Genomic DNA, 12,944 nt, shown 5'->3' on the forward strand with positions numbered 1-12,944 from the left:
GCCACCCGGTGGTGGACTGATCGCACGGCGGGTGCGCAGCAGGCACCCCCTCGGTTCGGCTCGTGGACCTCCCGGCGCTCGTGCGCCGCGAGTCCGCTCTCCATGCCGAACACAGAATGAGGTCGACCGAGTGACAGTCTCCTTCAACCACACCATCATCGCCGCCAAGGACCGCCATGCCTCGGCGCGCTTCTTCCGCGAACTGCTGGAAGTACCCGAAGCGCCGTCCTGGGGTCCGTTCGTCAACATCCAGCTCCCCGACGGCGTGCTGCTGCAGTTCGCCGAGCCGCCGGTGGAGATCCAGATGCAGCATTACGCGTTCCTGATCGACGACGAGCTGTTCGATCGGGCGTACCGGCGGCTCTGCGACCAGGGCGTCGAGCACTGGGCCGATCCGCAGATGCGGCACCCGGGCGAGATCAATCACGAGCACGGCGGTCGCGGGGTGTACTTCAAGGACCCCGCCGGTCACGCGATCGAGTTGCTCACCCGCCCGTACCTGTAGCCGGGGCGGAGCCTGGTCGGGCCCGCGTGCTGCGCTGCCCGGCCGGGCGACCGGCTGAACCCGGTCATGGGTGAGCCCGTCAGCCGTCAGGGATGCCGTGTCCGCCGAGGGCGGGCACGGTCTTCTTCGGGGTGCTTCTTCGGGGTGCTTCTTCGGCGTGCTTCTTCGGCGTGCTTCTTCGGCGTGCTTCTTCGGCGTGCTTCTTCGCCATGCTGATGCAGTTCATGGCCGTTTCCGGGCTCTCCTTCGCCGGTTTGCAGTACCTGCGACCCATCCTGGACCACGGCCCGTCGGCGACCACGGCCGCCATATTACTGAACCGTAACCTTCCGGCGGCTACCCCCGGTAACCCACCCGACGCTACCGTCCTGACACTTCGTCTAAGAGTGGCAGCCGGAACAGCGGTGGGACGACCGCCTCCGCATGCCCGCGCCCCGCCCGACCGGCCCGTCAAGTGACCGAGCCGCACCAGGAGCTCGGCCTCCCCCTTCTCCGGAGGTCCCGCATGCCCGCACCCGTACGCCTCGCCGCCGTGGCCGTCACGGCCGCCGCCTGCCTCAGCGCCTCCACCGTCCCGGCCCTGGCCGCCGACGGCACCGTGGTCTCCCGCGGCGTCACCGTCCCCGCGTTCTACGACCCGCCCGCGACCCTGCCGGCCGCCGACGGCGCACTCGTGCGCAGCGAGCCGCTGCCGCTCGCGCTGAGCCTGCCCGGCCTCGACGGCCCGCTGCCCGGCAGAGCCACCCGCCTGATGTACAAGTCCACCGACTCCAACGGGCGGCCGGTAGCGGTGACGGGCGCGTACATCGAGCCGTCCGCCGACTGGCGGGGCACCGGGCCCCGGCCGCTGGTGGCGCTCGCTCCCGGGACCATGGGACAGGGCGACCAGTGCGCCGCCTCGCTCGGTCTCGAACACCCCCTCCGGCTCAACGGGCAGACCGTCTCGGTCGGTTACGAGGACCTGGCGGTCTACCGGCTGCTCGCGCGGGGCATCGCCGTCGTGGTCACCGACTACGCCGGCCTCGGCACGACGGACCGGCTGCACACCTACGTCAACCGGGTGGACGAGGCCCACGCCGTCCTCGACGCGGTGCGTGCCGCCCGCGCGCTCCCCGGGACCTCGCTCACCGCGGCCTCCCGCGTGGCCCTGTTCGGCTACAGCCAGGGCGGCGGGGCCACCGCGGCGGCCGCCGAGCTCCAGTCCTCCTACGCCCCCGACGTCGTCGTCGCCGGCACCTACTCGGGAGCGCCGCCCGCCGACCTGACCGAGGTCACCAAGGCCATCGACGGCAGCGACCTCGCCGGAGCGCTGGGCTGGTCCGTCAACGGCTTCCTGCAGTCCGACCCCGCGCTGCGGCCGATCGCCGACGCCCATCTCAACGCGGCCGGACATGCGGCGCTCGACGACCTGTCCACCATGTGCGTGGGGGACGCACTGTTGGCGTACAACTCGGCGCGCAGCACCGCCTGGACGACCGACGGAAAGAGCATCAGCGACGTCATCGCGGCCGAGCCCGCGCTCCAGGCCTTCCTCGACGACCAGCGCATCGGCACCACGCGGCCGAGCGGACCCGTCCGCCTGGCCACGGGCACCAGCGACAACCTGGTGCCCCACGCACAGGCACGCAGGCTCGCCGCCGACTGGTGCCGGCTGGGCGGCAACGTCACCTACAAGCCCGTGATCCTGCCCGACGCGGGCCGCTCGCTGATCAACCACTTCGCGCCCCTGCTCACCGACCAGGGCGATGCGATCTCCTGGCTCACCGACCGCCTCAACGGCAAGCCCGTCGCCTCCGCCTGCGGCCTGCTGCCGTGGCAGCCCTGACAGCAGGCCCGCGCCTTCTTCCAGGACGGCCGCCTCGGCTACCCGAACAGCCGGGGCGGTCCGCCGTCTCGGCTATCCGGGCAACCGCGGCCGTCAACCGTCCCGGCTACCCGAACAGCCAAGGCCCTCAACCGTCCCGGCTACCCGAACAGCCAAGGCCGTCAACCGTCCCGGCTATCCGGGCACCCGCCCCGTCACCGCGCTGTGCACGACGTACGCGGCCGCCACGTCCAGCGCGGCATGTCCGGTGGACTTGAACACGGTGAGCTCGTCCGGTGTCCGTCGGCCGGGGGCCGAGCCGTCGAGGACCGCGCCCAGGAGGGTGACGGTGCGGTCCGGCGGCAGCCCTTGCAGCTCGTGGGCGCCGGAAGGCGGCGCGGTGGTGGCCGCGCCGGGCCACTCGGCGAAGAGCGCCGCGTCCTGGACGGTGGTGGCGTCCAGCTCGTGCCCCTGGGAGCCGCCGACCGAGCTCACGTGCGTGCCCGGGGCCAGCCAGGCGCGCCGCAGGACGGGGCTGGTGGCGCCGGTGCAGCAGTAGACGGTGGCTGCCCGGCGGACGGCTTCCTCGATGCCGTCGGCCGCGCGGCCCGCGGGATGCAGGGCGGCGGTCGCGCGCGCCGCCTCCGGGTCGCGTCCCGCCACGGTGACGGGCTCGTCGGGCCGGAGCACGGCGAGCAGGCCGACCTGGGCCCGGGCCTGCGCACCGGTGCCGACGACCACGACGGGACCGGGGCGGCCAAGGGCCAGGGCGCTGTGGGTGGCGGAGGCCGCGGTGCGCCAGGCCGTGATCGGCTCGGCGTCCAGCACCGCCAGCGGGCGGCCGTCCTCCGGGTCGAAGAGGGCGACGATCCCGCGATGGGTGCTGCGCCCGGGGTGTCCGGGCTCGGCGAACACCGTCACCAGTTTCGCGGCGAGGCCCTGTCCAGGAACGTATCCCGGCATGGCGCCCAGCAGCCCGTGCGGGGTGAAGGCGGCCGTGCGCGGTGGCGCCGACGCCCGGTCCTGCGCCACGGCGACGAGCGCGTCGGCCACGGCGGACATCAGGCGGTGCGGGTCGAGGACCGCCAGCGTGGCGGCCTCGTCGAGGACGATCAGCTCGCTCATGCGGGGCCCTCCCCGCCGGCCCGGGACAGCAGGCCGGTCAACGTGTCGACGGCTGAGGCGAGGGCGTCGCGCGAGGCCGGCAGATGCTCGTCGTCGAGCTCGGCGGCGGGCCCGACCAGGGTGAGCGCGCAGACGGGCGCTCCCGGGACGGGCACGACCGCCCGGCTGACGGAAGCGACGAACCGGTCGGCGCGACCGTGCTCGACGGCGTGGCCCGCGGCCTCGGCCCGTGCGATGTCGGCGAGGAGCCCGGCGTCCCCGTCGAGGGGGTGGCCCTGGGCGCGGGCCGCGTCGAGATAGGGGCCGCGTGCCTCGGGTGCGAGGGCGGCGACCAGGGCGAGCGGTCCGGCGAAGCGGTGGGCGGGCAGCCGGTCGCCGAGCAGGGTGCTGATCATCGCGAGGCGGTCCGGTCGGACCACGTCCACCACCCGCGATGCGTCGTGCTCCAGGACCTGGAGGTTGACCATCAGGCCGGTGTGCGCGGAGAGCTTCTCCAGCACCGGACGGGCCAGCGAGGTCAGCGAGTTGTGCGCGGCCCGCGCCGACAGCAGCAGTACGGCCGTGCCGGGCAGGTAGCGGTCGTCGGCGCGCAGGACCCAGCCGCGGCGGACCAGGTCGACGAGGATCCGGTAGGCGGTGGCGCGGTGCAGCCCGACCTCGTCGGCGAGTTCGGTGAGCCGGGGCGGCCGGGGCGCCCGGCCGACCGCCTCGATCAGATCCAGCGCTTTGTCCACGGCCGTACGCGGCGCCCGTGACGCCTCTGCCGCATCCGGTCCTACGGGCGCTTCTGGCATCGAAACCCTTCCGGCAGCTGCGGGTGGAAGTCTCCCGGCGGGGCGTGTCGCCCGCCCGGGCCGGAAGGTAGGGTACCGCTTGTTTCGCTGTACGAGAGAGTTGTTACCTACAGCGCAACAGTCAATCCGTGATCCGAGGGAGTGGTGAGCTTGCCGAGCGACAGAGCCGGAGCACCGACGCCGTACGCGCCGCCCGAGCCGGGAGCGGTCGTCGTCTACCGGGGCGCCACCCTGTTCGACGGGACCGGCAGCCCGGCCCGGCCGGGCACGTCGATCGTCGTCGACGGCTCCCTGATCCGGGCCGTCGTGGACGACTCGGCCGCCGAGGCCGCCGAGGCCGCCGCCGAGGGGGCTGAAGTCGTCGACCTGACGGGGCAGTTCGTCACTCCCGGACTCGTCGACTCGCACCAGCACCTCGCCACCCCGCCGGACCGCCCGGCGGCCGAGGCCGTCCTGCGCCGTCTCGTGCACAGCGGGGTCACCGCCGTACGGGACATGGCCGACGACCTGCGGCAGATCGGCGACCTCGCCCGGGCGGCGCGGGTCGGGGAGATCCCCGCGCCAGACCTCCACTACGCGGCGCTCATGGCGGGCCCCGGCTTCTTCGACGACCCGCGCACCCACCAGGTCACCCAGGGCGCGGTGGCGGGCGAGGTCCCCTGGATGCAGGCCGTCACGGAGGCGAGCGACCTGCCCCTGGCCGTCGCCCTCGCCCGCGGGACCTCCGCGGCCGCCATCAAGGTGTACGCCGACCTGGACGCCTCCCTCGTCGCCGCCATCACCGCCGAAGCGCACCGCCAGGGCGTCCCGGTGTGGGCGCACGCCGCCGTGTTCCCCGCGTCCCCGGGCGATGTCGTCGCGGCCGGCGTCGACAGCGTCTCCCATGTGACCCTGCTCGCCCACGAGGCGGCGACCGGGCCGCTGACGTCGTACCGGGACAAGCCGCCCGTCGACCACCCGAGCCTGGTCACCGGACAGGACGAGCGGCTGGAGAAGCTCTTCGCCCGGATGCGGGAGCAGGGTGTCGTGCTCGACGCGACCGCGGGGCTGTACGCCTCCCGCGAGTTCGCCACCGACGACCCTGAGGCGGCCGAACACGCCGCCCGCAACACCGAGTTGGCGATCGCCTTGACGGCCCAGGCGCACCGCGCGGGCGTGCAGCTGGCGACCGGGACCGACTACGAGACCCCGCCGGACGAGCCCTTCCCGGCCCTGTACGAGGAACTCGCCTTCCTGGTCGGGCGGTGCGGCATCCCGGCGGCGGACGTCCTGCGCTCGGCGACCCTCGTGGGAGCCCGCAGCGCCGGCGTCGGACATCTCACCGGCACGGTGGAACCGGGCAAACTGGCCGACCTCGCGGTGTTCGCGCGCGATCCGCTGGCCGACATCGACCACCTGCGCACCATCACCCTGACCGTGAAGCGGGGGCACCGCTTCCCCCGCGCCGCCCGCACGACGGAGAACCGATGACCGGCACGCCGATGATCATCAACGCGCTCGGCCAGCTCGACAACCCCAACGCCCCGCAGTCGCTGGCCGCGGCGACCGACCTCAACGCCGACGCCGACCACCTCACCGTCGACGCCCGCACGCTGGCCGAGGCACGCGCTTCCGGTCTGACCGCCGTCAACATCACCCTCGGCTATGTGATGGGCGACCTGCCGCCGTACGAACACACCCTGCACGAGATCGACGTGTGGGACCGCGTCGTCGCCCGGCACCCCGAGGACCTGTTGAAGGTGACCTCCGTCGCCGACATACGCACCGCGCACCGCGACGGACGGGTCGGTGTCATCTACGGATTCCAGAACGCCGAGGCCGTCGGGGACGACACCGGCCGCGTCGCCGTCTTCGCCGAACGCGGCGTGCGCGTCGTGCAGTTGACGTACAACCAGGCCAACCGGCTGGGCGGCGGGTCGATGGCGCCCGCCGGCACCCCGCTGACCGGCTTCGGGCGCGAGGTGATCGACGCCCTCAACGACCAGCACCTGATGGTCGACCTCTCGCACAGCGGCGAGCGGACCTGTCTGGACGCCGCCGAGTACTCCTCCGTGCCGGTGTCGATCAACCACACCGGGTGCCGGGCGCTGACCGACCTGCCGCGCAACAAGACGGACGACGAACTGCGCCTGGTCGCCTCCCGGGGCGGATTCGTCGGCATCTACTTCATGCCGTTCCTCGCCCCCACCGGCCACGCGCGCGCCGCCGACGTGGTCGAGCACCTGGTGCACGCCGTGAACGTGTGCGGGGAGGACCATGTCGGTATCGGCACCGACGGGCCGGTCACCGCCATCGACGACCTCGACGGCTACCGGGCCCGGCTCGCCGAGCACGTGGCACGGCGGCAGGAAGCAGGTGTGTCGGCGGCCGGGGAGCGGGCGGACACCTTCCCCTTCGTGGTCGACCTGCGGGGGGTGGAGCAGTTCCGTGAGCTGATCCGTCTGCTGGAGCGGCGCGGCTGGTCCGCGACACGTGTCGAGAAGGTCATGGGCCGCAACTTCCTGGCGTACGCGGAACGTGTGTGGCGGGCCTGAGGCCCGGTCGACGCCCCCGGCGGTCAACACCCCCGGCGGACGGCGGTGCGCCGCACGGCGGAGAAGAGCCGTGCGGCGCACCCACGGGTGAGCGGGCGAAGGTCAGGAGGTGTGCGGGCAGTTGCCGCGGGACTCCGCGATCGTGAGGCTCACCGCGGGCAGCGGGCACAGGAACTGCTCGTAGCGGGTGTCGTTGTCGATGAACCGCTTCAGCCAGGAAATGCTGTACTTCGCGATCGTCGTGTTGGACGTGTTCGGGGTGAAGTGGGTCGCGCCGCGCAGTTCGAGGTAGGCGCGGTCGGTGGTGGCCGGAAGGGTCTGGTAGAAGGGCTCGGAGTGCGTCGCCACGGGCGCGATGGTGTCGCCGTCGGCGCCGAAGACGAGGGTGGGCGTGGTGATCTCCGGCCAGGTCTTGTCCAGGTTCCAGCCGGTCAGCGGGATGGCGGCCTGGAGCGACGGGCGGGACTTGGCCGCTTCGAGGGTTCCGCCGCCGCCCATGGAGTGGCCCATCACACCGAGGCGGCCGGCGTCGATGCGGTCCCGGACGGAGCTGCGCTGCACCAGGTAGTCGAGCGCGGCGAGCAACTGGTCACCCCGGCTGTCCGGTTGGTCGAGGGTGGTGAGGGTGTCGATGGTGAAGACGACGAAGCCCTGCGACGCGAGGCGGGGGCCGAGCCAGGCGATCGAGGACTGGTAGGCGGTGTACCCGGGCGACACCGCGACCGCTCCGAACGTGCCGTCGGCGGTGCTCGTCGGGTAGTAGACGGTGCCGCCGCCGAAACCGCTCACCGCCAGCCGCGACACGCTGATCTCCGAGACGGCGTAGGGGCCGCGGGCGGCTTCGATGCTCGCGGTGGTGGGCGCCGGCCCCCGCTCGTACGGGTTGTCGGCGGCCTGGGCCGCGCCGGTCTGCGAGGTCAGCAGGCCGGCCAGGGCGGCGGCCGTGGCGATGCAGGAGGCGAGACGCCCGAGGCGTCCGCGCCGGTGGCGTGGGCGAGGGGAACGGGATGTGCGCGGCTCGACATTCATGGGGGGCTCCTTCGAGGAAGAGGTGTCCGGCGCGTCACGCCGTCCGGCGACCTCCGCGGGAGGGGAACTGCGGCCCGCCGTACGACACGGGTCGTCCGGCGGTCAACAACGTAGGAGCCGACGGGCAGTCAGCCACCGGTGGAATCACCAGTCACGCCCCGGGACCCGCCGCACACCCCCCCGGCAGCGCACGCTTCGCCCGATACCGCAGACCTCGTCCGACATCGCACCCAGCACCCGACACCGCACGCAGAACCCGACACCGCACGCAGCCCCCGACACCGCGCGCTTCGGCCGACGCAGCGCGTCAGCGGTCCGCGTTCGCGAGCAGATGCGCGAGCCCGGTGCGCGACCTGACGCCCAGCTGCGCGAACACATTGCGCAGGTGGTACTCGACGGTGCGGATGCTGATCGACAGCTCCGCGGCGATCTCCCTGTTCGTCGCCCCGCTCGCCACATCCCGCGCGATGCGCACCTGTTGCGGTGTGAGCGACGACAACACCCCTGACTCACCGGCCCCGGTCGTCTCGCCGGCGGCCCGCAGTTCGGCGCCGGCGCGCGCCGCCCACATGGCGGCGCCGCAGCGCTCGAAGCCCATGAACGCGTCGCGCAGTTGGGTGCGCGCCTCGGTGGGGCGCCGCCGTCGGCGCAGCCACATGCCGAAGGCCAGGTGGGTGCGGGCGTGTTCGAACGGCCCCGGCGCCCCCTCGTGGTGGGCGAGCGCGGCACGGTACAGGCCCTCGCTGCGCTCGGCGGGCGCGACGAGCGCGCGGCACCGCGCCAACTGGGCCGGCGCCTGCGGGTCGGCGCCGAGTTCCGCCCAGACGGCGAACAGGTCGATCATCTCCGTCGCGTCGACGGCCCGGTCGGAGAGCACGCAGGCCTCCACGAAACACGGCACGGCGAGGAACCACAGCCCGAAATGGCCCTGCCGGGCGCCGGGTTGGACCAGCGGAGCCAGCCGGGCGGCCGCCCGCGCCACCTGCCCCGAGCCGAGCTCCGCACGCGCCTGGGCCCACTGGGCGAGAAACGCGGCCTGAGCCAGCCCGTGCGCCTGCGCCACGGCCATGACCTCGTCGGCCTGTTCCCGTACGGCGGACAGATCACCCGCGATCGACACGACGAGCGCGCGTACGGCCGACAGTTCGGCGACGGCGTTGCGCTGGCCCAGCCTCCGGGCGAGCGCGATCCCTTCCTCGGCGTGGGCACGGGCCTGGTGGTGGCGGCCTTCCCGCAGTTCCGCGTAGGCGAGGTGCGCGAGGATGTCCGGCAGCTCGACCTGCGTTCGCGTGGAACGCGCCGAGGCGAGGGCGAGGCCCAGCACCCGGCGCGCGGTGGGGAGTCGGCCGAGGAGCAGGGCGACACCGCCGGCGTCGCGGAGTTCGTGCGCCTGCGCCCGGGGCGTGATCCGGTGCAGCCGGGGTCCGAGCAGTGCCGCGGCGCGCCGGAAGTCCGCGTCCATCACCGCTTGCATGCCGATGCAGCGCGCCCGCCAGTCGGCGTCGGGGCATCCGCCGGCACCGCACGTCCGCCCGGAGGCGGCCCCGCAGACCGGGCACGGGCCGGGCTCGAGGATGCGGCGGTAGCCCTCACGGTCCCCGGCCGCCCAGGCCGCCGAGGCCGCTGCCACGAGGGCGCCGCGCGCCGACGGCGGATCGCTGTCGCGCAGCTCGGCGGCGGCCGTGAGCAAGGCGGCACAGGCATCGGCGACCGGGCCGTCGCGCAGCAGTTCACTGCCGTGCGTGAGGGCGGTACGGGCGGGGTCGGCGGTGCGGGCCGAGGAGGCGCCACGAGGCTCGTCGTTCACACGCATCACCACTTCCTGGTCGTCAGCCGGAAGTGCCCCGGGGCGGGCGGCGGGCCGGACGGGAACATCCGCCCCCGGAGGCACTTGAGGCGCCGTTGTTGAAAGAATGTCCAACAACGGCCCGGCCGTCGACCGTGGTGACGCCGCACTGTGCGCAGGCACATCGCGTGCGGATCGGCCCCGCCGTCAGTCCTCCTGTGCGCCCTTCTGTCCGCGGGCGTTGTGCTCGCGCACCAGGTCCCGGTACCACAGCGCGCTGTCCTTGAGCGTGCGGCGCTGCGTCTCGTAGTCGACGTGGACGATGCCGAAGCGCTTGGAGTAGCCGTAGCCCCACTCGAAGTTGTCCATCAGCGACCACACGAAGTACCCGCGCAGATCGACGCCGGCGGCGAGGGCCCGCTGCGCGGCGGCCAGGTGACGGCGGATGTAGTCGACGCGTTCGGGATCGTGCACGGCGTGGCTGCCGTCGGCCCGTACGGTCACGTGGTCCTCGAAGGCCGCGCCGTTCTCGGTGATGACCAGCGGCTGGCCGGGGAAGCGCGCGTGCAGGTCGAGGAGGAGTTCCTCCAGGCCGTCGGGGTCGATGTTCCAGCCCATGGCGGTGTGCGGGCCGTCCGTCGCGTGGAACTCGACCTGCGGCGAGCCGGGCCAGGGTGAGCCGCCCACGTCCTTGTGCCCGTCGTTGTTCTGACGGGGCGCCCGACCGTCCCAGAGGCCGACCGTGGTGGTGGCGTAGTAGTTGACGCCGAGCAGGTCGAGGGGCTGGTGGATCCGGGCCAGGTCGCCGTCCTCGACGAAGGACCAGTCCGTGATGCCGGCGGTGTCCTCCATGAGGTCCTGCGGGTAGTGGCCGCGCAGCAGGGGCTCGGTGAAGGCCCGGTTGGCGAGGGCGTCGATGCGGCGTACGGCCTCCTCGGCGCCCTCGCCCCTGCCGCGCAGGACATGGAAGTTGAGGGTGATCGAGTACTGCGGGTCGTTGGTGGTGACCGCCCTGAGCTGCTCGACCGCCAGGCCGTGGGCGAGGTTGAGGTGGTGCACGGCGGTCAGCGCGGCGGCGCCGTCGGTGCGGCCGGGGGCGTGCGCGCCGGAGCCGTAGCCGAGGTAGGCGGAGCACCAGGGTTCGTTGAGGGTCGTCCAGACCGCGACCCGGTCACCGAGGGCCTCCCCGACGATGCGGGCGTAGTCGGCGAAGGCGAACGCGGTCGCGCGGTTGGTCCAGCCGCCCTCGTCCTCCAGGGCCTGGGGCAGGTCCCAGTGGTAGAGGGTCGCGACCGGGGTGATGTCCCGGGCCAGCAGGCCGTCGACGAGGCGGCTGTAGAAGTCCAGGCCCTTGGGGTTGGCCGGGCCGCGGCCCGTGGGCTGTATGCGCGGCCAGGCCAGGGAGAACCGGTAGGCCCGCAGGCCCAGGGACGCCATGAGGTCGAGGTCCGCCTCGAGGCGGTGGTAGTGGTCGGCGGCGACGTCCCCGGTGTCGCCGTTCCAGGTCTTGCCCGGGGTGTGGGAGAAGGTGTCCCAGATCGAGGGACCGCGCCCGTCCTCGTCGGCGGCGCCCTCGATCTGGTAGGCGGCGGTCGCGGAGCCGAGGAGGAAGTGCGCGGGGAAGGACAGGGGTCGGGCTGTCGGCATGCGGGTTTCTCTCTGCTGGGTGTCGGCCGGGAACCTAGGCGATGTTAACGTTAACAAGCCGTGGAAGTCTTCCCCCCGGCAACGCCCGATCCCGCCCCGGCCCCACCCCCTTCCGCTGCGGAGTGCGCCCCGTGCCGACCTTCTCCAACCCCGTCCTCGCCGGCAGTCACCCCGACCCCTCGATCTGCCGGGTCGGCGAGGACCACTACCTGGTCACGTCGTCCTTCGCGTACTACCCCGGCCTCCCGGTGTTCCACAGCCGCGACCTGGTGGACTGGCGTCCCCTCGGGCATGTCGTGGACCGCCCCTCGCAGGTGCCGCTGACCGGCCTCGACGTCTCGGACGGCCTCTGGGCCGCGACGATCCGCCATCACGAGGGCACTTTCTACGTGGTCGTGGCGGCGGCACGGGCCCGTCAGGGCAGCGCCACATACCTCTTCACGGCCACCGACCCCGCCGGCCCCTGGTCGGAACCGGTCGTGCTGGAGGCGGAGGGCATCGATCCGTCCCTGTTCTTCGACGACGACGGCCGCTGCTGGTTCACCGCGTGCCGCGACGCCGCCGAACCGGCGGTGACGGGCCCCGGCGAGCTGTGGATGCGCGAACTCGACCTGGAAACCCTGGCGTTGACGGGCCCGGCCCATGCGCTGTGGTACGGCGCGATGCGCGGCGCCTGGGTGGAGGCGCCGCACCTGTACAAGCGGGACGGCGTCTACTGGCTGATCGCCGCGGAAGGCGGCACCGAACACCACCACGCCGTGTCGGCGGCCCGCGCCGACACCGTCACCGGGCCCTACGCCACCGACCCCAGGAGCCCGCTCCTCACCCACCGCCACCGCGGCGCGGCGGAGCCGGTCCACAACGTCGGCCATGTCGACCTCGTGGAGACGGCCGCCGGGGAGACCTGGGCCGTGGCGCTGGCGGTGCGGCCGATCGAGGGCACGCACACCCTCGGCCGCGAGGTGTTCCTCGTACCGGTCGAATGGACGCCCAGGGGGCCCGTGTTCGCGCCCGAGGCCGGGCGGGTGCGGCTGTCGGAGCGGCTGCCCGCGGGCGCCACCGCGGCTCCGCGCCGGGACACGCCGGTCCGGTACGCGTTCGACGGCCCGGCGCTGGGCCCCGAGTGGCTCAGCCTGCGCGGGCCGGTCGACGACCGCGTCTCCTGCGGGGCCGGGCCGGGCGGCCTGACCGTCCGCCTCTCCCCCGAGCCCCTCACGTCGACCGGCACACCCGCGTTCGTCGCCCGCCGCCAGCAGCATGTGCGCCTGCGCGCCCGCGCCCGGGTCCGCTTCGCGGACGCCACGCCGGCGCGGCAAGCAGGGCTGGCCGTCTTCCAGAACACCGGCCGGCACGCCACGCTCGGTCTCACGGCCGACGCCTCCGGAACCCCGCAGGTCGTCCTCACCGGCGTCGAGGCGGGCGTCGCCACCCGCCTCGGCGCGGTCACGGTGGCGGACAGCGAGGTCGTCCTGACGGTCGACAGCGACGAGGCCGGCTACACCTTCCGCGTCGACGACGGCACCCGGTCGACGCCCCTCGGCAGCATCGAACGGGCTTTCTTCAGCACGGAACGAGCGGGCGGGTTCGTCGGCGTCCACCTCGGCCTGTACGGGGTCGGGGACTCGGGGGAGGCACAGGTGCGCTGGTTCGAGTACACGCCCGCCTGACGGCCCGGCGGGCGCGGATCGACGCGTCGGCGCACCTCGGCCCACGTGCTTCC

11 protein-coding genes are annotated in these 12,944 nt (G+C 73.5%); 5 read left to right on the forward strand and 6 right to left on the reverse strand.

Annotation, left to right across the window (positions count from 1 at the left end; translation table 11 throughout):
• Positions 1 to 130: 130 nt before the first annotated feature.
• The gene (locus DI272_RS43460; protein ID WP_109501378.1) at positions 131 to 505 is read left to right on the forward strand and encodes a VOC family protein; all 375 of its coding nucleotides are present in this window, start codon (positions 131 to 133) and stop codon (positions 503 to 505) included.
• 79 nt (positions 506 to 584) lie between these two features.
• Here DI272_RS43460 and DI272_RS44845 read toward each other — a convergent pair whose 3' ends face one another.
• Positions 585 to 731 carry a hypothetical protein gene (locus tag DI272_RS44845; RefSeq protein WP_181387594.1) on the reverse strand — a complete coding sequence of 49 codons (147 nt, stop codon included), beginning with the start codon at positions 729 to 731 and terminating at the stop codon, positions 585 to 587.
• Positions 732 to 1,010: 279 nt separating this feature from the next.
• On the opposite strand from DI272_RS44845, the gene DI272_RS43465 reads away from it, so the two are divergent.
• Entirely contained in the window at positions 1,011 to 2,330 is a 1,320-nt protein-coding gene (locus tag DI272_RS43465) for an alpha/beta fold hydrolase (RefSeq protein WP_109501379.1), read from the forward strand.
• A gap of 174 nt (positions 2,331 to 2,504) precedes the next feature.
• Here DI272_RS43465 and DI272_RS43470 read toward each other — a convergent pair whose 3' ends face one another.
• Complete coding sequence (locus DI272_RS43470) at positions 2,505 to 3,434, reverse strand: ornithine cyclodeaminase family protein (protein ID WP_109501380.1); 930 nt, start codon at positions 3,432 to 3,434, stop codon at positions 2,505 to 2,507.
• Positions 3,431 to 4,168 (reverse strand): IclR family transcriptional regulator, encoded by a 738-nt coding sequence (locus tag DI272_RS43475; RefSeq protein WP_109501381.1) that lies wholly within the window; start codon positions 4,166 to 4,168, stop codon positions 3,431 to 3,433. Before DI272_RS43475 ends, DI272_RS43470 begins: the two co-directional genes overlap by 4 nt.
• A gap of 210 nt (positions 4,169 to 4,378) precedes the next feature.
• On the opposite strand from DI272_RS43475, the gene DI272_RS43480 reads away from it, so the two are divergent.
• Both DI272_RS43480 and DI272_RS43485 read left to right on the forward strand, forming a co-directional pair.
• Positions 4,379 to 5,698, forward strand: coding sequence for an amidohydrolase family protein (locus tag DI272_RS43480; protein ID WP_375138128.1), 1,320 nt, complete (start codon positions 4,379 to 4,381; stop codon positions 5,696 to 5,698).
• Positions 5,695 to 6,762 (forward strand): dipeptidase, encoded by a 1,068-nt coding sequence (locus tag DI272_RS43485; protein ID WP_109501383.1) that lies wholly within the window; start codon positions 5,695 to 5,697, stop codon positions 6,760 to 6,762. Before DI272_RS43480 ends, DI272_RS43485 begins: the two co-directional genes overlap by 4 nt.
• 102 nt (positions 6,763 to 6,864) lie before the next feature.
• Here the strand turns inward: DI272_RS43485 and DI272_RS43490 are convergent, their stop codons facing one another.
• The 3 genes from DI272_RS43490 to DI272_RS43500 all read right to left on the reverse strand — a co-directional run bounded on the left by DI272_RS43490 (position 6,865) and on the right by DI272_RS43500 (position 11,224).
• Positions 6,865 to 7,791 (reverse strand): dienelactone hydrolase family protein, encoded by a 927-nt coding sequence (locus tag DI272_RS43490; protein WP_109501384.1) that lies wholly within the window; start codon positions 7,789 to 7,791, stop codon positions 6,865 to 6,867.
• Between the two features lie 307 nt (positions 7,792 to 8,098).
• Complete coding sequence (locus tag DI272_RS43495; RefSeq protein ID WP_258314940.1) at positions 8,099 to 9,598, reverse strand: helix-turn-helix transcriptional regulator; 1,500 nt, start codon at positions 9,596 to 9,598, stop codon at positions 8,099 to 8,101.
• A 186-nt stretch (positions 9,599 to 9,784) separates the two neighbouring features.
• Positions 9,785 to 11,224, reverse strand: a complete 1,440-nt coding sequence (locus DI272_RS43500) for a GH1 family beta-glucosidase (RefSeq protein WP_109501386.1) — start codon at positions 11,222 to 11,224, stop codon at positions 9,785 to 9,787.
• 131 nt (positions 11,225 to 11,355) lie between these two features.
• Between DI272_RS43500 and DI272_RS43505 the strand changes: the two genes are divergently transcribed.
• Positions 11,356 to 12,891 carry a glycoside hydrolase family 43 protein gene (locus tag DI272_RS43505; protein ID WP_109501387.1) on the forward strand — a complete coding sequence of 512 codons (1,536 nt, stop codon included), beginning with the start codon at positions 11,356 to 11,358 and terminating at the stop codon, positions 12,889 to 12,891.
• Positions 12,892 to 12,944: the final 53 nt, after the last annotated feature.

This window comes from Streptomyces sp. Act143 (assembly GCF_003143935.1).
Taxonomy (GTDB): domain Bacteria; phylum Actinomycetota; class Actinomycetes; order Streptomycetales; family Streptomycetaceae; genus Streptomyces.

What these genes read in the sequence shown, in the direction of transcription:
- DI272_RS43465 (WP_109501379.1), top strand. Translation starts at nt 1,011, where the DNA reads ATGCCCGCACCCGTACGCCTCGCCGCCGTGGCCGTCACGGCCGCCGCC.
- DI272_RS43490 (WP_109501384.1), bottom strand. Translation starts at nt 7,791, where the DNA reads ATGAATGTCGAGCCGCGCACATCCCGTTCCCCTCGCCCACGCCACCGG.
- DI272_RS43485 (WP_109501383.1), top strand. Translation starts at nt 5,695, where the DNA reads ATGACCGGCACGCCGATGATCATCAACGCGCTCGGCCAGCTCGACAAC.
- DI272_RS44845 (WP_181387594.1), bottom strand. Translation starts at nt 731, where the DNA reads ATGAACTGCATCAGCATGGCGAAGAAGCACGCCGAAGAAGCACGCCGA.
- DI272_RS43470 (WP_109501380.1), bottom strand. Translation starts at nt 3,434, where the DNA reads ATGAGCGAGCTGATCGTCCTCGACGAGGCCGCCACGCTGGCGGTCCTC.
- DI272_RS43500 (WP_109501386.1), bottom strand. Translation starts at nt 11,224, where the DNA reads ATGCCGACAGCCCGACCCCTGTCCTTCCCCGCGCACTTCCTCCTCGGC.